Source organism: Cupriavidus basilensis (assembly GCF_029335485.1).
Classification (GTDB): domain Bacteria; phylum Pseudomonadota; class Gammaproteobacteria; order Burkholderiales; family Burkholderiaceae; genus Cupriavidus; species Cupriavidus basilensis_E.
In genome coordinates, this window is record NZ_JARJLM010000361.1 from 1 (window position 1) to 20,353 (window position 20,353).

The following is a 20,353-nucleotide window of genomic DNA, read 5'->3' on the forward strand; positions in this document are numbered from 1 at the left end:
GAAAGACATGACCACCACGCCATCCCCCCGAGGACATTACTTCGAGGATTTCGAGGTCGGGCAGGAATTCGTCAGTCCCGCCCGAACGATCACGCTGACTGACATCGTCAACTTCGCCTGCCTGTCGGGCGACTTCAACGAGGTTCACACCAACTTTGAATACTGCAAGACTACCCAGTTCGGCGAGCCGATTGCCCACGGTCCCCTGGTGTACGCGGTGATGGGCGGACTGCAATACGCGAGCGGCATCAACGACGGTACTCTGCTGGCCCTGCTGCAGATCGACGGCTGGAAGATGCTCGGCCCGGTGAAGCACGGCGACACGATCCGGCTGCATTCACGCGTGGTGGACAAGAAGGCGTCGAGTAAGCCCGACAGGGGCGTCGTCACGTTCCGGCGTCAGTGCATCAAGCAGGACGGATCGGTCGCGCAGGAGATGACCGCCACCTTGCTGTACCGGCGCCGCGGCGGCTGACGCGCGCATCGTCTGCAGGCCGCGCGGATGCCGGGCGCGCGCGGTCCCGTGAAGGCGGGCGGCGCGCTGGTCCGGCACTCCAGCGGACGCGCACTACAACGCGGCGCGTCTGCATGATCAAATTGGCGATATGCCGCGGGGCTATCCGTCATTACAGCCGGTATCCGGAGATGGAGCCTGCCTATCAGCGGCCGCTTGGTCGACTTCGACATTTCTCGGGCATTTCTCGGCAACAACACGATCAGTCACCTCAACCGAGCACTGTATAGGCTCTTTTGGTTTGGGCTCCCAAACCAGATGGAAGGCATGCCAATCGGTATGAGGGCCAAAAGAAACTCGATCTGGACGAATGCCGGGCGCAGCGACATGATCCCAACTAACTTCAAGCCTGCCCGACAGGAGAGTCTTATGACCGGCATATCCGATTTCACCAGCGCGGCCACCACATCGCACACCTCTCCAGAAGGCCATTTGCCTCTAGCTGGACTAAAGGTCGTCGACCTCACGCTTGCGCGGGCTGGTCCCACGGCCGTGCGCCATCTTGCCGATTGGGGGGCGGATGTAATCCGGGTGGAACAGCCACTGGCGCCGGCCGGTTCTCCGGCCATGGAGGACGTAGTTGGCAGGGAGCGCGGCTCCGACTACCAGAATCTTCACCGCAACAAGCGCTCGCTTCGGTTGAACCTGAAGAATCCCGACGGTCTGGCTGTCCTGATGGACTTGGTGAAGAATGCCGATGTGGTAATCGAGAACATGCGACCAATGGTGAAGCACCGGTTAGGCATAGCCTACGAAGACCTGAGTCGCATCAATCCCCGCCTCATCTACGGCAGCATCAGCGGCTTCGGGCAGACCGGGCCCTATCGGGACCGTCCCGGATTCGACCACATTGCTCAGGGCATGACCGGCCTCATGTCCGTGACCGGAATTCCGGGGGGCGGCCCGCTGCGCACCGGTATCGCGGTGGGAGACCTGACCGCTGGAAACATGCTCGCGCTGAACATCATGATGGCCCTCTATGAGCGGGAGCGCACAGGTCGGGGGCGCTGGGTTCACACCAGCCTGATGGAGAGCTTGCTGTTCATGCTGGATTTCCAGGCGACGCGCTGGTTAGTAGACAAGGAAGTTCCCCGCAGCGTAGGCAACGAGCATCCCACCGCCATCCCGACTGACGTCTTTCCCACGCTGGACGGACACGTTACGATGTCCGCGCCCACCTCCCGGATGTGGCCGAAACTGTGTGAGGTCATTGATAAGCCGCATTGGGCGCACAAGAGCGAGTGGAGCACGAGGGATGGCCGCAGTGCCAACCGCGTAGAGATTCATGCCAGGATCGCAGAGGTGACGCGGACGAAGCCGGCACACTACTGGATCGAAAGGCTGAACGCCGTTGGCGTCACGTGCGGACCGATCTACACCATGGATCAGGTATTCGCGGACGAGCAGGTCAAAGTGCTCGGCATGGCGGCGCCGGTGGAACACCCAGTGCTCGGGAAGATGCACTTGCTGGCTTCGCCGCTAAACTTCGACGGTGTTCCCAGACGCATCCGGCGGGCCACGCCTGACGGCGGTACCGATGCGGGTCGGATTCTGCGCGAACTAGGATACAGCGAAGAGAAGATCAGCGAATTGAGTAGGAATGGCGTCTGCTGAAGCGGATACGCCTCCATCTTGCGCCATCCAAAATGGTGAGATGGCAACAGCTGCGCAAGCCGGGTTGAACTATGTCGATCTGCCTGCGGGTGATCCGCAACAGCGGCAGCAGCGTGTGCTGCTGCTCGGCCGTCTGCAACGCGTGCAGCGCATGGGGCTGGCAACCGAACTCCGGCTCGGTGTCTGGGCGGTCAAAGCCGATGCCGAACCTGTTCTCAGGGCGATTGGCGAAAGCGGCGACATCATCGGCACCAGGCAGCGGGCGATGCGGGGCCAGCAACGGGATTTCACGGTGTTCCAGCCCGGCGAAAGCGCCAATACCGTTATCGGCCGAGTGGCGGCCGAGGGCTTGGCCGACGAGCTGTATCGCAAGGGCTATCTGGTAGTCGATGGCATCGACGGCAAAGCCCACGATGCGTCATTGCCGGCCGGAACCAAACTGATGCAGTTCCAGGTGGGGGCTATGGTCGAAGCGCGGGGCTCGGCGGACGTTCGCGCTGCTGACAAGAACGTCTCCGCACTGGCAGCCGATGGCCTCTATCGTATCGATTATCACCTGGTGGTGGCCAAGACGCAGGCATCGGACGAACGCGATCCTCAAGTCCGACCTGCCAGGCGACGTGATCGCTACGGTGACGGAGCCGGTCTATGACACGGCCACGGTTCCGCGGCGTGGCCAGATTTGCGCCCACGCCCAGCAGTGTGGTCAGTGCCGCTCTGGCCAAAATGCGTCCCCAGTGCCGATCCACGTCATCCTCCAGGCCGGCATAGACGGCAAGATCGGTGCCCACAAGGTTGTCCGGCGTCAGCGACGACGTGTCCGGCTGAATGGTCCGGTTCCAAACCATCTGTACTGGCTCTGCCCGAATCACACTGGGCTACCTACTTGGCGCCATGACTCGGTGGCCGACCGTTTACGAAGGTGTTCGATCGGGAAACGGAGCTCGTGACCCAGTGCATACGCGAGGAATACCTCGCGTTCCAACGTTGTCCGCGGTATGTCCCGGCGATCGCCGAAGGCATCCCGGCCTGGTAAGGCCGCCGAACCGTACCCGCGCGTGAACAGGCGCATGAATTGACACCATGCGCTGCCGCTCGGGACCGGCAGCCACCGCTCTTCAGGAGGTATGTGGCAACCACACAGCCGAAGGAGTTCCCCCTGTTGATTGGTGGTCACCTAATCTCCCTACTCCTTCTGGATGCCGAGGTCCGCGGCGAGCTTGGCCATCTCGGCCAGTTCTCGCTTCAGCGACTGGTTGAACTCGTCCGGCGATACCGCCATCGGCTCGATGCCGTCCTTCTCCAGGCGGTCATGCAGTTCCTTGCTGGACGCTTGCATCGCGGCCGACAGCTTCTGCACTACATCCTTCGGCGTCCGCGCGGGCGCGAACAGGCCGACGTAGAAATACGAGCTGTAGTTGGGAAGACCCTGCTCGGCGAGGGTGGGGAGGTCGGGGTATGCCGGCAATCGTTTGGTGGAACTGACTCCCAGCGCGCGAATCTGGCCCCCCTTGACCATCGCGGCGGCGCTGCCCACGCCGTCGAACATCATGGTCACGCGTCCGCTGATCAGGTCGGGATAGACCGCGCTATTGCCCTTATATGGCACATGCAGCGCCTTCACGCCTGCGCGCTGGAGGAAGGATTGCGCTGCAAAGTAGGGCGTCGTCCCGAAGCCGTTCGAGCCGAACGACAATGCGTTGGGCTGGGCCTTGGCGCGAGCGATGAAGTCGGCCGCATTCTTGTCCGGTTGGCTGGCGCCGACCACCATCATCCAAGGCGAGCGGGCCATCGGCCCGATTCCTGTGAAATCCTTCAGTAGATCGTAGCCGGGTTCGAGCTTGACGGCGGGTAGCCCGGTGATGGTATTGGTCACGGCGAGCAAGGTATATCCGTCTGCCGGGGCGCTGCGTACGGACCGGATGCCCACCAGGGTGCCACCGCCGGAGCGGTTCTCGACCACGATCGACTGGCCCAGCTTCGTCTCCATTCTCTGGGCGACCATCCGGGTCACCATATCGAGCAGGCCGCCGGGCGCCGACGCTACCACGATGCGGATGGGTTTGGTTGGATACGGATCGACCGCATGGGCCGGCACAATAGCTACGAGGGCGAGCGAGGCGCCGCCCAGTACCTGCGCAAGCGCCGTCCTGATGTCAGCTTTGATCATATCGGTTGTCTCCTGAGTTGTCGGGGCAGGCCCGCCGGTGCATAAGTCCGGGATCGGTGGAAACGGTTGGGGCGAGGTGGCGTGAGCGGAAATCACGCATCGCTCCCGCCTGCGTTTCCGCGCCGGTACGTTGCCTTGCCTCGTGATCTACAGCAAATACCGTACCCGATTTGCGGCCTCGAGGTTTCTGCAACGATAATCGGGCGGAATGTCTCCATTTGCGCGGGATCGCGGGACGATCAGCCGTCTTGCGGCCGGTGAAGTGCCTTCCTGCCGCGCAGCGTCGCTGTCGTCAGGTTGTCGTCTGCGAGGACACCGCGTGTTGTCGGTAGAGACATGTCGGCGCGGCGTGCGCAATTCGGGGTGGCCCTGACATGGCCGGCACGGCATGAGAATGGCTTATGTCAAGCCAAAGATGCGAGCCGGCAATGGACTCGGCCTTCAGGCCATGGTCCGGAATTGGCCCTCGTTGCAGTTCGCCTCGGATCGATGTCTTGGAAAATCGGACGGCAGCCAAGACTTTCCGTTTGATCCTCTGAATCTTCCAAAAATCGAGAATCAGGTCGAATCAACATATATGCAGTCGCGGGCATGCGCCGGCCCAGTCAGTAGTCTTGGCTGGCCGACCGTAATAGAAAGAAGCCGTTTCGCGCGTGCGCCGTGGGCGAGCGCGCTCCTGCTTCACTTGGGCAGCGCAAAAGCCAGCACGTAGTCTCCCTTCTGAGTCGTCGAGGAATTGCCGCCAGCACTGATGACCACGAATTGGCGGCCGCTGCGCGGCGACACATAGGTCATCGGCGTCGTTTCAGCACCCACAGGTAGACGCCGCCTCCAAAGCTCCCGCCCGCTTCGGACATCCAATGCGCGGAAGTAGTAGTCCTGCGATCCGGCCATGAAGACAAGACCGGAGGAAGTCGTCACAGGCCCGCCTCGCGTCGGCATGCCGATCGGCATAGGCAGCCGCGTGGCAATGCCCAGCGGACCGGTTTCCTCGGTGGTACCCAGCGGCATCGACCAGACTATCTTGCGCGTGGCCAGGTCGATTGCATTGATGGTGCCGTAAGGCGGCTCCTGGCAAGGAACGCCCAGCGGTGACAGGAAGCGACCCTGTTCGATGCCCCAGGGCGTGCCCTGCTGCGGGGCACCGCCTTCATGGCCACCGTTGCTCTTGGCGGCATCGTCGTAAGCTTTGCGTGGGATCAGCCGGTTCCAGATCGCGACGCGGGTGTCGTTGACGATGAGATACCCCAGGTTCTCAGCGATGGAGACCGAGCCCCAGTTCATGCCCCCCAGCCAGCTAGGATATTGGATAGTCAGACGCTCACTCGGCGGCGTGAACTCGCCTTCGTAGCGTGCCCTGCGGAAGTTAATCCGGCAGACCAACTGGTCGAGCGGGGTGAGGCCCCACATGCGCCGCTCACTGAGTGGCTCCGTGCCGATGGATGGCATTCCGACCGAGTACGGCTGTGTGAGGGCGCTCCGGTCGTCGGGCGCACCGCCCTGGGGTACAGGTCGTTCTTCCACCTTAGCTATGGGGGTGCCGTTGCGTCGGTCGAGCATGAAGATCTGGCCGCGCTTGGTGGTCTGGATCAGTGCCGGGGTCGTGCCGCCACGGCCGTCCGGCACGTCATATAGCGCGGGCTGCGAGGGCACGTCATAGTCCCAGCGATCGTGGTGCACGGTCTGGAAGCGCCAGCGCTCGCGTCCGGTCGCGATGTCCAGCGCGACGATAGACGACGAATAGCGGTCGTCCGCCTCCGTGCGATGCCCGCCCCAGAAGTCCGGGGTTGCATTGCCGGTGGGCAGGTAGACAAGGCCCAGGGCTACGTCGAAGGCCGGTGTGGACCAGACGTTCGGCGTGCCGGGCGTATAGCTCTTGCCCTCGGGCGGCAGACCTGTGAGCGCCGGATTGCCGAGGTCCCAGGCCCAGACTAGCGCGCCCGTGCGCACGTTGAAGGCGCGGACAACGCCAGACGGCTCGCCCACCTTCTGGTTGTCCCAGACCAGCCCGCCGACCACCACGAGATCGCGCACCACCGTCGGCGCTGCGGTCGGGAAGTAGAGTTCTGGATTGGCATCGTCCATGCCCACGCGCAGGCTCACGCTGCCGTTGTTGCCAAAATCTGCGCAGGCCGTTCCGGTCAGCGCATCCACCGCCACGATGCGCGCATCTACGGTCGTGGCGATGACGCGGCGCGTGCACGCCGCCAGTGCGGCGCCGGAGGTCTGAGACGAGGCGGTTGCGGCTGCATCGTGATAACCCACGCCCCGGCAGCGTGGATAGACGTTGTTGGCGCTCGAGTTCGGGTCAAAGCGCCAGCGCTCCTTGCCGGTGTCTGCATCTAGGGCGAAGATCTGGCTCGATTGCGTGCAGCCATATAGCACCCCATCGACATGCAGTGGGGTCACGACATGTCCTTGGCTGCCTTTCGGAATCTCGCCGGTCCTGTAGATCCAGGCGACCTCAAGGCCGGCAACGTTCTCGGGGGTGATCTGGTTCAGTGGTGCATGTCGCGTTCCGGACGGTGTGCGCCCGTAGTAGCGCCAGTCGGCGCCGGCCACGGTTCCCACGGCGGCGCCCGGAACGGGCGCGGGTGCGCCATCCGCCGTCTGGATCGGCTGTGGCAGCAACGCCTTATAGAGCGTTGCGCCCAAGGCCATGGCGATCACGGCTGCCAACGGGTAGGCCGGCCGTGGGGGCGCCGAACGCTCGCCGCCACGCCTGACGGGCATGAGCAAAGCCAAGGGGAGCGCAACAGCGGCCAGCGCAAAGAGTCGTGAGAACAGCGGCCAGAATGCGAGCCCCGCGTCCCACACCGACCAGGCGACCGTGGCGGCGAAGACCGCCAGGTAGATCGCCGTACCCAGAGGGCGTCGCAGCACGATGAGAGCACCTGCGACCGTCAGTCCAAGGCCGGCCGGCGCGAAATACCAGGAGCCGCCGAGCGTGATGAGGCGGATCCCTCCACCCAGCATGAATAGCCCGATCGCCGCGACCGTCAGGCCGAGCGCGACCAGCGCGATTCCTCTGGTTCCCAGCGATTTCGCCTGCGAACGACGAGGGGTGGAAGGATCTTTGTGCATGCGGTGCATTTCCTGTTTGAGCACGGCAGTAGTCGAACGACTGCTGCTATACGATGATGGGGTGACTGGTGAGCGCCTTTTCAATGCGTCGAAGGTGCTTGCCGACGCGTCGGCCAATCAGCGCACGGTGTAGCCGCCATCCACGGGGAGGGCATGCCCAATCACGAAGCTAGAGGCGGGGCTGCACAGCCACAGCACCGCATCCGCGATCTCCTCGGCGCGACCGAGGCGGCCCATTGGCACTTCCTTCATCAGTGCTGCCATGGCTTCTGGCTGCGTTTCCAGCATGCCCGAGACCATCGGCGTTTCGATGATGCCGGGGCACACGGCATTGATGCGGATGCCCTTGAGGGCGTATTCGAGTCCGGCGCTCTTGGTCAGCCCTACAACGCCATGCTTGGAGGCGTGATAGATGCCTCGCTCCGCGATCCCGACGAGGCCGCCGAGCGACGAGTTGTTCACGATGGCGCCGCTGCCTTGCTTGCGCATCTGCAGCAGCTCGAACTTCATGCAGTTCCAGATGCCCCGCAGGTTGACCCCCATCACAAAATCATAGTCCTTGGCGTCGGCGTCGGCGGTCTCCGCGACAGGGCTCTGTACACCGGCATTGTTGAATGCCATGTCCAGTCGCCCGAAGGTGGCAACCGTCTCGTTCACCATCGCTTCGACCTCGCCCATATCGGCAACATCGCAACGAATGCCGATGGCTTTGTGGCCTGCTGCGACCAGTGCCTCGGCAGCGGCGCGTGCGCCATCGCCGTTCAGGTCTGCCAATGCAACGGCGGCGCCGGCGTCGGCGAAAGCCTTGGCCGTGGCCAGACCCATGCCCGACGCTGCGCCGGTCACGAGTGCAACTTGATTGTCGAAGCAGAATTTCATGATCTCATTCCCTTTGGTCAAGTACAGATTTGTTGGTATCGGTTGGGCGATATTGATGGCCCATTGCTCCAGGACGCTGTGAGCGGTGACTTCGCTCACAACAAGGGCTTATGTCGCCGGCGTCTTTGAGACCTCCACGCCGGGCACGCGAATGCGATAGACCTTTGCGGCTGTCCCATGAAACAACGCGGCCTTGTCTGCGGCCGAGGCAGCCCGCACGACGTGCTTCAGGGCGTTCCAGAGCGGAACGAAGCCAGCGGACCGACCATCCGGGGGATAGTTGCTTTCCATCATGCAGCGGCCGGCGCCGAACGCCTCGATGGTGGTCTCCACATAGGGGCGCCAGGCGGTCGCGAGTTCGAGGTATCCGATGGGGCCCTGGCGCTCCTCGAAACGAAAACCCCAGAAGGGCATCCCCAGGCCGCCCACCTTGCAGTAGACATTCGGACGCCGGCTTGCCTCGATCATCAACTTGCGATATTCCTGAAACACCTGAGCCCTGCCTTGTTCGTCCATATCCATCGCCATGGCATGGCCACAATGGTTCAGCACGATGGTGGCGTTGGGGAAGGCATCCGCAAGGTCGATGACGTCCTGCAGTTGGTGATGGAATACAGCCGCGTCGAAGGTCAGCCCCCTTTTGACGAGATGTGCAAAGGCCGGGCGGAAGCCCGGGGTCCTCATCACCCCGCGCGGTGGCCTGTTTGGGATGAATCGATAGGGTGCTGCAGACGGGTGCTCGATGGTGACTTGACGGACTCCGCGGAATCGTTCTGGCGCACGTTCCATCGCGCGATCGAGCATCTCGGCCACCTGATCGCCAAGCCTAAGATCGGCATGCCCCACGATCGCGGCACAGGCTCGGCAGTCATATCGCCCGCTCGCACACATCGCTCCTACGCCGTTTGCAAACTCGATCTCACCGAGCGGTCGAAGAACTTCTGGGCCATCGGTTCGCGCGAAAGCCAATGTCTCGACGTAAACGGAAGCGACGATCCGGTGGCCTGCACGCGCGTCGGCCAAGTATTCATCGATCATGTAACGCAGTCCGGGTCGATCGAATAGATGGTGATGGGCGTCGATGATCGGGATCTCCGGCTCAATGATGGCCTCGTCGCGGCCGACCAGCATTTGGCGAAAGCTCGCAGACGACAGCGTCTGAGCACGCACCGCCGGTAGAGCCATCGACGTGAGTGCGAGTGAAAGTAGGTATCTGCGGTTCATGCTGGATGTCGCTGGCGGGTTGGGACGGTCCGATAGATTCCAAAGAACGTAGTGCTGCGGATCCAGCGCGCCAAGCGGCGACTGACTGCAAAGCGCAAGGACTCCAGTGCGGCTGTTATTGATTGGGTGACAGCCTCAACGTACAGATCCCGCCCCACGGGCAGCACGTCCCGGGTACGGTCGCCCGAACTGAGCACAGGCCTCAGCGTCCGGGCCGCTACATCAACGACGTAGACTCCGCGCCCCCCGAGCGCTGCGACCAGCAGTTCGTTGCAGCCGGGGCAGCGCAGCCATTCACCAGGGCAAGCCTCGCAAGGACAAGGTGTAAGACCTTCACGCTGACTCCATTTCCAGGGGTTCGGTTTAAGAGTGACCAGGGCTGGGAACGATCCTGACCGTAGCGGCGCGAGCGCGCGCGCCGATCATGGGACGAAGGTACTGGCTGCTGGCGTACTTCGCCCGGTAGGCGTCATCGACGAGATCGTTGATCGGGCCGTTCACCGGTTCAAAGACAACGTCCTTCGTCATGCCAGCAGCGGTGATCCGTCCTGCCTTCTGCCGAACCGCCCGTTGTAGCCGCGCACGTACAGGGCGCCATCGACTGCCACCGACCAGATCCACGTTGGCGTGCCGTAGGTCACCCCGTCCTCGCGGAACGAGGAGACGTGCAGATCATCTGACTCCGCTAACTTGTGCAACTCTTCCTGCGACCATTCCACTGCCAATTCTCCTTGCGACATGCGTGCAACACCTTCAGCTTTCGACCTGTTTCTGCGGCTCCGGGGGATACCGATCACCCATGATCTGAATCTTCGAGACGGCGCCATCGAGTTCGCGCAACTCGTCCGGCGTCAGCGTCAAGTCGGCCGCTCTGAGGTTCTCGTCCAGATGCGCCAGTTTGGTCGTGCCCGGAATGGCAATGATCCATGGCTCTTGGGCCATCAGCCACGCCAAGGCCACCTGCGCGGACGTCGCCCCCCGGGGTCTGCCGAAGGCGTTGAGCACTTCGACCAAGGCCAGGTTCACACGGATCGCTTGCGGGGTGAAGCGCGGCAGGGTGTTGCGGTTGTCGTTACCGGAATCGAAGCGGGTGTATTCGTTGATCGCGCCGCCGAGGAAGCCCCGGTTGAGCGGGCTGTAGGGAACGAACCCGATGCCGAGCTCCTCCAGTACCGGAAAGACTTCCTTTTCCTGCTCACGCCACATCAGGTGGTATTCGCTTTGCACGGCGGTCAGCGGTTGCACGGCGTGGGCGCGGCGGATGGTCTGCGCGCCGACCTCGCAAAGACCGAAGCGTTTCACCTTGCCCTGCTGGATCAGGTCTTTCACGGCACCCGCAACGTCTTCGATTGGCACTTCGGGGTCAAGGCGATGTTGATAGAAGAGATCGATGGCCTCGACCCTGAGACGCTTGAGCGATTCCTCCGCGACGCGGCGGATGCTCTCTGGACGGCTGTCGAGCTTACCGGCCTGGTACTTGCCGTCAACGATGACGTGCCCGAACTTGGTGGTCACGTTCACCTCGTTGCGGTAGGGGTACAGCGCCTCGCCTGCCAGTTCCTCGTTGATCAACGGCCCATAGACCTGAGCCGTGTCGAACAGCGTGACGCCGCGCTCCGCAGCTTGGTGCAGCAGAGCGATCATTGCCTTGCGATCCGGATGGAGGCCGCGGTTGTAGTTCATACCCATCACGCCAAAACCCAGCGCGGAAACCTCCATGCGAGCGACTCCAGTGCCCAGGGTGCGGCGTTGGGTGATGGCGGGCAGATCGATTGCAATGCCGAGTCCCGACGGCGATGCCTGTGTCTGCTGTGCCGCAGCACTGCCCACGGCAGCAGGCGCACACGCGACTGCGCCAATCGTCGCGCTCGTTTTCAGGAAGCCGCGGCGGCCGGATGGCTTCTGGTCATTCATCGGGTTTACTCCTTTGACGCTGACGGAATAGGGTCTCCGTGTCATACCGGGGATTTCGACGAGGCAAAGCCGATCACAGGCGATAGCGCACGCCGTTGTTGACGATGCGGTCGAAGGCGTGGGTGATCTGGTCCAGACGGATTGATCGGCATCGCTCGATAGAACGGCCTCGCGCGCGCCCAGGCGCATGGCATCGGCGATCTTTCCGGGCGAAGTCGTGAATACCGTTACTTCCGCTCGGTGCGCCACGGCGAGTTTCACTGAGACATGGCCGAGGCCGCTCATCCCAATCGCACCTACACGCAGGCCGGGCTCGAATCTCCAGTGCTGTATGGGCGAGAACGTCGTACGCTCGCGCTCGGCTCAGCGAGATTGTGACTCTTGTCGCTACATTGATCGCACACTTCAACCCCCACGGCTTTCACAAGGATGGCAAATGCGCCGTTAAGCTGACGCGATGCCAATCGCTTCTTCAAACCATCCGAACTTGGCCACAGAATTCAAGCTGCTCGGGCCGACGATTGTCCTTCTGATGCCCGGCTTTTTGAATGTACTACGCTGCAGTGACACGCACTAGCTATCTGAGTTCGCATGGACCTATAAATCCAACTCATCAATCTCGTCGCCAGGAAGAGCCGCATGCGGTGAGGCGGTGACGGCGAGAATGGATCAGGTACGATTTCATACGGACCGGCGCGGCATGCGCCGCAGAACCGATATGCGGCCCCAGCTCCTACCGTCCCGTTGCGTCCGGGCGCGGGCTAGAGGTAACGGGCATCGCCTTCGTTCACATTTACCGATCGGGCATAGCGGTGATCGAGGAGGTTGTCCACTCGCGCAAAGGCATTGAACTCCCACTGCGTCCATTGCCGCACATGGAGCGGCGACAGCGTAGCTCGGAGCGCTTGCCATACTTCGGTCGTTGGCCTGGACGCTGCCGACTGCATACAGTTCGATACTTGCGCGCCAACCTTGCGGCGGAAACCAACCAAATGAAGCGAAGAGCGACTGGCGTGCGATACCGGGAAGGCGGTTACCGGATCAATAAGAATCCGTCTGCCTCCGACCTGAACGAAGTAAGAGGTGTGTCCCAGCCAGACAACCGCGTCGCGGTCCAAGGATTTCAGATCCGCCTTCACGGAAGGAATGGCTGCATTGGGAGCGCGCCGCTCAACTCAGCTGAAGACATTGCTCAGGAGCACGTGAGCAAAACTGCTGTCGCCCGTGAGCATTGGCGTCGGAGTCAGGTTCTTGAACGCCCCATCGGCATAGTTCGGCGAGTTCTCGATGGCGTCCAGGCGGCTTGAGTCAGGCAACTTGGCGAACTTCGGCAGTTGAACGTACGCGTACGCATCCAGAACCGGGAGAGAATGGACGCGCCGAACATCATCCGCAATGGCTGCCTTCTCATTTCCTTCCCTTTCGACTCCCAGACCGGAGAAATCCGTTCCACTCGGCGGTGCATCGCGTTGTCGGAGCCGAGGAGTGTATGCCTGCGCCGAATCGTTGAACTCTATCGGGTAGGAGAACTGGCAACTAGCCAGTAGAATTGGCAGGAGTTTATAAAAGGTATTCATCAATGCCGCGCGACACCTTCAGCGACCTACTTGCCTTCATCGCCGTTGCACGTGCGCGTAGCTTCACCCAGGCGGCGGCCCTGCTTGGGGTGTCACAACCGGCGCTGAGCTACACCATTCGCGAACTGGAAGCGAAGCTGGGCGTTCGCCTGCTCATGCGCAGCACCCGCAGCGTCGCACCCACTCAGGCCGGGCAGCGGCTGCTTGATCGTCTCGCCCCCCAGTTCGATGAGATCGAGGCAGAAATCAAGGCGCTAAGCGAGCTTCGTGACAAGCCGATGGGAACGATCCGGATCACAGCCATTGACTACGCGATCAGGAGCGTCCTCTGGCCGAAGCTGGTGAAGTTCCTTCCGCAGTATCCCGATATCAAAGTCGAACTGATCAGTGAATACGCAAGTGTTGACATTGCCGCACTAGGCTATGATGCCGGCGTCCGATTCGGTCAAGAATTGGCACAAGACATGATCTCGGTGCGGATCGGGCCTGACGTTCGCAACACGGTGATCGGCGCGAAGTCCTACTTCGCCAAGCGAGCAGTGCCGAAAAAACCACATGATCTGATTGAACACCCCTGCATCAATCTGCGCACTTCGACCCGCGGTGGCATTTACGAATGGGAGTTCGTCAAGGGGAAGCGCGCGTTAAGTGTTCGAGTGGACGGACCGCTTGTCTTCAACAATGCTTACGACATTTTCGATGCTGCGAAGGCCGGCTTTGGACTTGCCTATTTGCCGGAAGACCTGGTCCGTCCCTATATTGCGAAGGGGCAACTCGTGTCAGTTCTCGAAGACTGGTGTCCAATATGGCCCGGATTTCACCTCTACTATCCGAACCGACACCAACCTTCGCGTGCCATGACCTTGCTGATCGAGGCTTTGCGCTACAAGCCATAGAGCAACGCCGTATCCCGTCGGAGCTGCGTCCCATCTCCGACGGGATCGCTCCGACGGACGGCTAGGCAACATCCGCACGTGCTGGCATGCCTATCGGCTTGGGCGATTCGCAAAGACCTCCTTGGCGACCGGCAGCGCAGAAAACACGTTCGGCCAACCGGCGTAGAACGCCAGATGTGTAAGCACCTCGGAGGCCTGCGCTTGCGTCAGTCCGTTGTCCATGGCCCTGTTGAGGTGGTAGGCGACCTGCGCAACCTGGCCGGACGCGATCAGGGAACTGACCGTCACCAGACTGCGGTCTCGCGGCGCCAGGCCTGGGCGTAACCAGACGTCGCGGAACAGGACGTCGGTGGTGTATTGCACGACCCCAGGCGCAACCGAGCCGAAGTTCGCGCTGACCTGAGATGCGCGCTGTGCTTCAGTGGTCTCGTTCAGCGGGAGACGACCGCCCGACGCAGGGGGGAGCTGGTCGGCCCCGATCCCGCGCCGTTGAAACACGTCCTTTGCAACGGCAGCTGCCGACGTTGCATTCGCCCATCCGGAGTAAAACGCCAGGTGAATGATGATTTCGGAGATCTCCCCGGGTTTGACGCCATTGTCGAGCGCCAGGTTCAGGTGGTACGGCAATTCGATCGCTTGGTTGCGTGCGATCAGCGTCGAGAGGGTCACGATGCTGCGGTCTCTTGGGGGCAGGTCGGGACGCTTCCACAAATCCCCCAGAAGCGTATCGGTCGTGTATCGCTCAAACCCGGGTGAAACCGCGCGAAGCTCTTCCAGCGTTGGCGCGATCGGAAATGTACGGGTCGTTTGCATGTCTGTCGCCTTGGTGGTCTGTGCGCAAGCCCCAAGCATCAGGGACGCCGATGCGAGTACCACGGTGAGAATCGTCATTTTGGGAGCCTTTTTCAGGAAAGCGCCTGCCTCAAGCGGCACATGCGAGCTTTGACTCTTACTTGTTGTACTGCTCATCGGTGACCTTCTCCATCCATTCGACGTTCTTGCCGTCAAGTACTTCCTGAATAGCGATGTGCGACATGCCATTGGTCGCCGTCGCCCCATGCCAGTGCTTCACGCCAGGCGGGCACCAGACAATATCGCCCCGCCTGACTACTTTCTTCTCGCCCCCCCACTCCTGCACCCAGCCGGTGCCGGACGTCACGATCAGGGTCTGGCCGAGCGGGTGGGTGTGCCAGGCGGAGCGGGCACCGGCGTCGAATGTGACTTGGCCGGCGGATGTTTGGGATGGCGCTGTCGGCCCGAACAGTGGGTCGACGCGGACGGCCCCTGTGAAGTACTCGGCTGGCCCCCTGGTCGAAGATTGCGCACCGTTCGGCGTGACGGTCATTCTGGAAGAGGCTACCTGATCCGCGTGGGCGGCTGCAGAAGAAAGCAGGAGAAGCGATGTCGCGATCGCGGCAAGTGGTTTCATACGAGCGGCTCCGATGAGTGCAGCAGATAAAAGCGTGGTGAAGCAAATCCGCCGCCCCACTCAGACACGCGCCTGTCGCAGTGGCTATTGGCGAATCGTGATGCGCTATTGTTCGTAGGCAGAAGAGGTTCTTTTACCAGACGACTGGATCTGCAACTAGCCAGATGAAAACGCATGGACCTATAAATGGGAATCATGAATGATTTGCCTTGATCGCGTATCGGCTCTAGCATTCCTGCTAGCGCATCGTTCCAAGACCAGCCCGCTGACCCCGCTCCATACACAGACCGTTGTGCAGCAAGAGTGGGCCGTATAATCTGCATGACTTGATAAGCTGAGCACATATATGTCGGGCGAGAACTTCCGAGACATCCTTGCATTTCTCGCGGTTGCACGCGAGCGGAGCTTTACTCGCGCAGCGGCGCAACTCGGCGTATCCCAGTCTGCTCTGAGCCACACCATCCGCGCATTGGAAGCGAGGTTGGGACTGCGTCTTCTGACTCGAACGACTCGCAGCGTTTCCCCCACGGAGGCCGGTGAACGCTTGATCCGGAGCGTGGCGCCCCGGTTCGAGGTAATCGCCGAGGAGTTGGCGGCATTCGAGGAACTCCGAGACAAACCTGCCGGCACGGTCCGCATTACGACGTCCGACTACGCGGCGAACACGGTTCTGTGGCCCAAACTATCAAAGCTCCAACCGACGTATCCGGACGTCAAGATCGAAATCGCCATCGACCCAGGAATAACCGACATAGTGGCGGAACGCTATGACGCTGGCGTTCGTTTCGGCGATCAGGTTGCCAAGGACATGACTGCTGTCCAGATCACGCCGGATATACGCATGGCGATCGTAGGTGCGCCTTCGTACTTGGATAAGCATCCGCCACCGAAGACGCCGCCGGACCTGACCCACCACGATTGCATCAACATGCGCTTTTCGATTCGTGGTGGCGTGTACGCCTGGGAACTTAAGAAGGGCAAACGAAACTTGCAGGTCCGGGTGGAGGGGGCATGGACCTTCAACTGCATCTACCCGGTTCTCGATGCAGCCCTGGCGGGATTTGGTTTGGCCTATATGCCTGAGGATTTGGCGCTACCTCACATCGCCAGCGGCCGGCTCCGACCCGTGCTCGAGGACTGGTGTCCAACCTTTCCTGGGCTCCATATCTTCTATGCCAGTCGCCGTCAATCATCACCCGCGCTTTCACTGATCGTCGAAACGCTGCGTTACCGACGTTAGTGTGACGTCGGGCGAGTCGTTGCATCTGACCCCAGGCGTACAGTTGCCTCGTCCGGCCGATTCATGAATCCAATCTATAGGTCCATGTGCTGGTCACCGGACGTCTTGGAGCGGCGGCTGGCACTGCTCGCGTGTACACCCGCCGTGCTCAACGCACTCACCTGCCGACGGATTCGATCGGCCATGCCGTAGTGCTGGTGGGCTTCCCCCCGACGAACAGGGCGCCGTGCTAGCCGGCATCGTCACTCACAAGGTACCTGTCGCCGCTCTCAAGGCGCAACTCGGGCAATATGCCCGCCGCTTGGCAGACGTCGAGTTCGAAACCGCGCAATGTCTGGGTTGTCCCCACAACTCTGCAAGACGGGGGGGCCGTTCAATGAATCGCTAGGCGAGGGCTACTGTCAGCACCCCACCATTCCGACGAACTGATGATGAAGGAAGTCGAATCCCGTGCGCAGGCGCTGCGCGACGAATACCCGGTGGCTCGCATTGTCAGGCCCTCTGACGGTTTCACGCTCCAGGCGGTGGCACCGGACGGCGAACTGGGCGTCGGTCGTGTCCGCGATGCCGCGGTCGTATGGCATTGTGACGCCATCCCTGCATTTCGACGCGCCTGCAACAGCCAGAAAGTAACGCAGTGGCGCAAGGCGCGGCGTGCCGCAGAGGAGGTGCAGGCGGTCACGGGGCAGGGTGGCGGACCCAAGGTGAAGGCTGCTTCCTGTGGCACAGCGCCCGTCCGGCATCTCAGGAGATTTACCGATCTTCGCGGTTTGACTCTCTCGCGGCCGAGGCTGGCGAGGATTGAAATGAAGGCGGTGACTTCATGGAGGGAATCACCGGCCGACGTTTTGACAAACTGTAGGACGCTCGCGGATCGGCTCCCGTGTCGCGGCGCCGTACTTGAAGGAAGAGTCGACTTTCCTGATTGTGTGCATCCTCGTGAATGCGGTCCCAAACGGTTGACGTGCGAGGCAAAAATTGCAGGGTTTGGACCCCAGTCATAGGGCGCAGGACCGGGCGTTCTCATGGGGTTGAAGCGGGCCAAGTGTGCGAGAGCATGAATTGTCGGATTGTCCCGACGTTCATTGAAGGAGCGCCATTATGGCGAACGCCATCGTCACCGTCCACGGCGGCCCGGTTGCCGTCCCGACCCTGCTTGGGCAAGGTCCCACCCGCATTTCCACTGGCGGCAAGATCCGCGCCGGTATCAAGGTGCTCACGAAGAAGGCCACGTGCGAACCGAAGGCCATGGCAATCTACGAGCAAGGCGTGGCCGCCGGTCAGTCGTTCGAGCAGATCGAGCGTGCGATCTCCGAGGCGCTGCCGAGTCTGAAGACGCCGCTGGTTCCGCGCAACGTGCCGTGGTTCACTGTACGCGCCCAGGATTTCCCCAACCCGGACCTGGCGCGGCAGATTCTCGACAGCTACGGCGAGGACCGGGGCGAGGGGCGACGCCTCTATCGCTTCCCCGTGGTCTTCCCGTCGGACCACTGGCCGTCGGTGATGCCGCACGAGCTCGCCGCCTGGGGCGCGCACGAGAAGCACTACTGGTCGCAGTACTCAGCCGATGGCCGAGTGCGCCATTGCATGTGCCATGCTCCAGTGCCCACGGACGATACCGGGCGGCGCACGATCCGGCTCTTTGGCGGGCGCAAGTCCGTGGAGCGCGCGGACAACAGTGGGCTTTGCGAGCCGGAGCGCTGTCGGGAGTACCAACTGCGTCAGTGCAATCTGACCGGGCGTTTCCTGTTCTTCATTCCGGGCATCCGTTCGATCAGTGCCTTCGAGCTGCACACGAACAGCTTCTACGCCATGCAGGCGGCAATCCAGAAGTTCGAGACCGTGGCCTTTCTGCGCGGAGGCCGGATCTCCGGCTTTCTCGACCGGCAGCGGACACCGTTCTTTCTCACCAAGACGCTCAGGGAGGTCGCGCACATCGACGAACAGGGGCGGGCGGTACGGGTGCCGCAGTGGATCATCGACCTGGAGGCGCCGGTCGACGTCACCACGTTGATGCGGGAGTCCGAGGACGCGGAGACAGCCCTGGTGCAGGCCCGGCTTGCCAGCCAGGTCCTGCAAGGGGCTACGGAGGCGGCTGAGTCGAGCGAGCTACCCGATGAAGCCCAGGCCACCGGGTTCGCGAACGAGGCGCAAACCTTCCGCGACGATCCCCCCATGCGTGAAGGCCGCCCGAGCCTGGAGCAGTTGATGGGTCGGGTGCGGGCCTATGGGATCGAGCCCGAGTTGTACCGGACTTATGCCGACCGGCGCTGGGGCCGGGGCTGGAAGATCAATCCGCACGGGCGCGGACGCGCTTGGGATGAACTGGAACGGTATCGCCACGACCCGCAAGGCTACCTCGACAAGATCGAGAGAGAGTTGCAGCTGGCAGGCGCCGGGAGGGCAGAATGATGCGTGTCGCCCACTTTTCCGACCTACACTACGGCCACAAGACCCTGGCGGAGGCCGATCGCTGCTTCGGCGCGGCCATCGACCAGGCCATTGCGCTAGGCGTGGACGCCGCGGTCGTTTCCGGCGACGCGACCGACCATGCGCTGGACCTGCACGCCCCGGCCGTCGCGCGCCTGGCTGCACAGGTGCGGCGCCTGGCCGACCACTGTCCGGTGTTGATGCTGCAAGGGACCTTCTCCCATGAGCTGCCGGGAACCCTGGCAATTCTGAGGCTGCTGGGAGGGCGGCATCCCGTGCATGTGGCCGAGCGCATCGAACAGGTGGCGCTGACCGCGCAGGGGAGGTGGCATCCCTCGGCAGCGTGGACCTTCGCGGCGCTCCCGGCGCAGGTCCGAGCGGTGTTCACCTGCGTGCCCACGGTCAACAAGGCGACGGTGGCGGCCACGGTCGGCGCGACGGATGCCGCGCTGGCCGTCGGCGAGCATCTGGCCACCTTGCTGCGCGGCTTCGCACCGCTGCACCGCGCGGCGCGTGAACAAGGCGTTCCCTGTATCGGGGTCTCCCACGGCACCGTCTTTGGCTGCATCAGCGAGCATGGCGTGCCGATGGCGGGTTTCGATCACGAGTTCACGACCGGCGCGCTGTTCGCCGCAGAGGCGCAGGCTTTCCTACTCGGCCACATCCATCGTCACCAGGCATGGGAACAGGAGGCCGGGGCAGGGCACCAGTGCATCGCCTACGCCGGCTCGATCGGCCGCTTCCACTATGGTGAGGACGGCGAGAAGGGCTTTTTGCTGTGGACCGTGGATCGGGCCGGCGCACACTGCGTTCTCGTACCGACGCCGGCACGCCGCACGATCGACATTGTCTTTGAGGGGCCGCCTGACCTTGTCGCGCTGCGGGAAGCGGCGGCGGGGCAGGACCTGCGGGATGCCAGTGTGCGCGTGCGCTGGACGCTCGGCGAGGAGGAGCGACACCAGGCCGACCGCGCGGCGATTCTGCAGGCGCTGGCCGGCGCGAAAGAGGTGAAGCTCGAGGGCCGCATCGTGCCCGTGGTGCGCACGCGGTCGCCCGGGATCACGCAATCCACGAGCCTCGCGGACAAGGTGTGTGCCTGGGCGCGGGCGACAGAGGTCCAACCGGGACCACTGCTCGGCTGCCTCGAAGCCCTGCGTGTCCACGCGCCCGGGGAGATCGCAAAGAGGCTTCTGGACAGTGCGGACGCCGCGTCAGCGGATGAACTGGAGTTCTTGAGCGCTGACGCGGCTCAGTAATTTCTCGATGGATTACCCAAGTTCGATTAAACGCGTGAGATTTCGATTAGAAATCGTCCATCCGTCAATAAAACGATTACTCGTGATGGTGTCGTTGGCTTCTATCGACGGAGTTCCGGATCGTTG

Annotated in this window: 16 protein-coding genes and 3 pseudogenes; 7 read left to right on the plus strand and 12 right to left on the minus strand. The window is 62.3% G+C overall.

Annotated elements, in window-relative coordinates:
* The first annotated feature begins 7 nt into the window (after positions 1-7).
* The 3 genes from P3W85_RS21545 (at position 8) to P3W85_RS21555 (ending at position 2,780) form a co-directional block, all read left to right on the plus strand.
* Positions 8-475 (plus strand): MaoC/PaaZ C-terminal domain-containing protein, encoded by a 468-nt coding sequence (locus P3W85_RS21545; protein WP_276266284.1) that lies wholly within the window; start codon positions 8-10, stop codon positions 473-475.
* Between the two features lie 408 nt (positions 476-883).
* Positions 884-2,128: a CaiB/BaiF CoA transferase family protein gene (locus P3W85_RS21550; protein ID WP_276266273.1), complete on the plus strand. Its 1,245-nt coding sequence runs from the start codon at positions 884-886 to the stop codon at positions 2,126-2,128.
* Positions 2,129-2,279: 151 nt separating this feature from the next.
* Positions 2,280-2,780 carry a DUF3363 domain-containing protein gene (locus tag P3W85_RS21555; protein ID WP_430869589.1) on the plus strand — a complete coding sequence of 167 codons (501 nt, stop codon included), beginning with the start codon at positions 2,280-2,282 and terminating at the stop codon, positions 2,778-2,780.
* On the opposite strand, the pseudogene P3W85_RS21560 reads toward P3W85_RS21555, so the two are convergent.
* From P3W85_RS21560 to P3W85_RS21600, 9 genes and pseudogenes are all read right to left on the minus strand, one after another.
* Positions 2,707-2,982, minus strand: a pseudogene (locus P3W85_RS21560) (TrbI/VirB10 family protein); the annotation flags it as partial. The gene P3W85_RS21555 and the pseudogene P3W85_RS21560 sit on opposite strands and share 74 nt — an antisense overlap.
* Before the next feature lie 332 nt (positions 2,983-3,314).
* On the minus strand, positions 3,315-4,298 hold the full coding sequence (locus P3W85_RS21565; protein WP_276266274.1) for a Bug family tripartite tricarboxylate transporter substrate binding protein: 984 nt from the start codon (positions 4,296-4,298) through the stop codon (positions 3,315-3,317).
* A 681-nt stretch (positions 4,299-4,979) separates the two neighbouring features.
* Entirely contained in the window at positions 4,980-7,382 is a 2,403-nt protein-coding gene (locus tag P3W85_RS21570; RefSeq protein ID WP_276266275.1) for a membrane-bound PQQ-dependent dehydrogenase, glucose/quinate/shikimate family, read from the minus strand.
* Positions 7,383-7,499: 117 nt separating this feature from the next.
* Complete coding sequence (locus P3W85_RS21575; RefSeq protein ID WP_276266285.1) at positions 7,500-8,261, minus strand: glucose 1-dehydrogenase; 762 nt, start codon at positions 8,259-8,261, stop codon at positions 7,500-7,502.
* Between the two features lie 108 nt (positions 8,262-8,369).
* On the minus strand, positions 8,370-9,485 hold the full coding sequence (locus P3W85_RS21580) for an amidohydrolase family protein (protein WP_276266276.1): 1,116 nt from the start codon (positions 9,483-9,485) through the stop codon (positions 8,370-8,372).
* Between the two features lie 363 nt (positions 9,486-9,848).
* A pseudogene (locus tag P3W85_RS21585) lies at positions 9,849-10,312 on the minus strand (DUF2255 family protein).
* Positions 10,239-11,399 (minus strand): aldo/keto reductase, encoded by a 1,161-nt coding sequence (locus tag P3W85_RS21590; RefSeq protein WP_276266286.1) that lies wholly within the window; start codon positions 11,397-11,399, stop codon positions 10,239-10,241. Before P3W85_RS21590 ends, P3W85_RS21585 begins: the two are co-directional and overlap by 74 nt.
* A gap of 761 nt (positions 11,400-12,160) precedes the next feature.
* Positions 12,161-12,440 (minus strand): annotated as a pseudogene (locus tag P3W85_RS21595) (TonB-dependent siderophore receptor); the annotation flags it as partial.
* Positions 12,441-12,574: 134 nt separating this feature from the next.
* Positions 12,575-12,976 carry a hypothetical protein gene (locus P3W85_RS21600; protein WP_276266278.1) on the minus strand — a complete coding sequence of 134 codons (402 nt, stop codon included), beginning with the start codon at positions 12,974-12,976 and terminating at the stop codon, positions 12,575-12,577.
* Between the two features lie 2 nt (positions 12,977-12,978).
* Between P3W85_RS21600 and P3W85_RS21605 the strand changes: the two genes are divergently transcribed.
* Positions 12,979-13,872: a LysR family transcriptional regulator gene (locus P3W85_RS21605; RefSeq protein WP_276266279.1), complete on the plus strand. Its 894-nt coding sequence runs from the start codon at positions 12,979-12,981 to the stop codon at positions 13,870-13,872.
* A 90-nt stretch (positions 13,873-13,962) separates the two neighbouring features.
* Here the strand turns inward: P3W85_RS21605 and P3W85_RS21610 are convergent, their stop codons facing one another.
* The gene (locus tag P3W85_RS21610; RefSeq protein WP_430869587.1) at positions 13,963-14,763 is read right to left on the minus strand and encodes a carboxymuconolactone decarboxylase family protein; all 801 of its coding nucleotides are present in this window, start codon (positions 14,761-14,763) and stop codon (positions 13,963-13,965) included.
* 58 nt (positions 14,764-14,821) lie between these two features.
* A complete protein-coding gene (locus P3W85_RS21615) occupies positions 14,822-15,301 on the minus strand; it encodes a (R)-mandelonitrile lyase (RefSeq protein ID WP_430869588.1) in 480 nt (159 codons plus the stop codon).
* A gap of 346 nt (positions 15,302-15,647) precedes the next feature.
* Here P3W85_RS21615 and P3W85_RS21620 point away from each other — a divergent pair, with 346 nt between their 5' ends.
* On the plus strand, positions 15,648-16,541 hold the full coding sequence (locus P3W85_RS21620) for a LysR family transcriptional regulator (RefSeq protein ID WP_276266280.1): 894 nt from the start codon (positions 15,648-15,650) through the stop codon (positions 16,539-16,541).
* A gap of 401 nt (positions 16,542-16,942) precedes the next feature.
* Here the strand turns inward: P3W85_RS21620 and P3W85_RS21625 are convergent, their stop codons facing one another.
* Positions 16,943-17,125, minus strand: coding sequence for a hypothetical protein (locus P3W85_RS21625; protein WP_276266281.1), 183 nt, complete (start codon positions 17,123-17,125; stop codon positions 16,943-16,945).
* A 517-nt stretch (positions 17,126-17,642) separates the two neighbouring features.
* Between P3W85_RS21625 and P3W85_RS21630 the strand changes: the two genes are divergently transcribed.
* Together P3W85_RS21630 and P3W85_RS21635 are read left to right on the plus strand one after the other, a co-directional pair.
* Positions 17,643-18,953 (plus strand): hypothetical protein, encoded by a 1,311-nt coding sequence (locus P3W85_RS21630; protein ID WP_276266282.1) that lies wholly within the window; start codon positions 17,643-17,645, stop codon positions 18,951-18,953.
* Entirely contained in the window at positions 18,950-20,227 is a 1,278-nt protein-coding gene (locus tag P3W85_RS21635; RefSeq protein WP_276266283.1) for a metallophosphoesterase family protein, read from the plus strand. The genes P3W85_RS21630 and P3W85_RS21635 overlap by 4 nt, the downstream gene beginning before the upstream one ends.
* Positions 20,228-20,353: the final 126 nt, after the last annotated feature.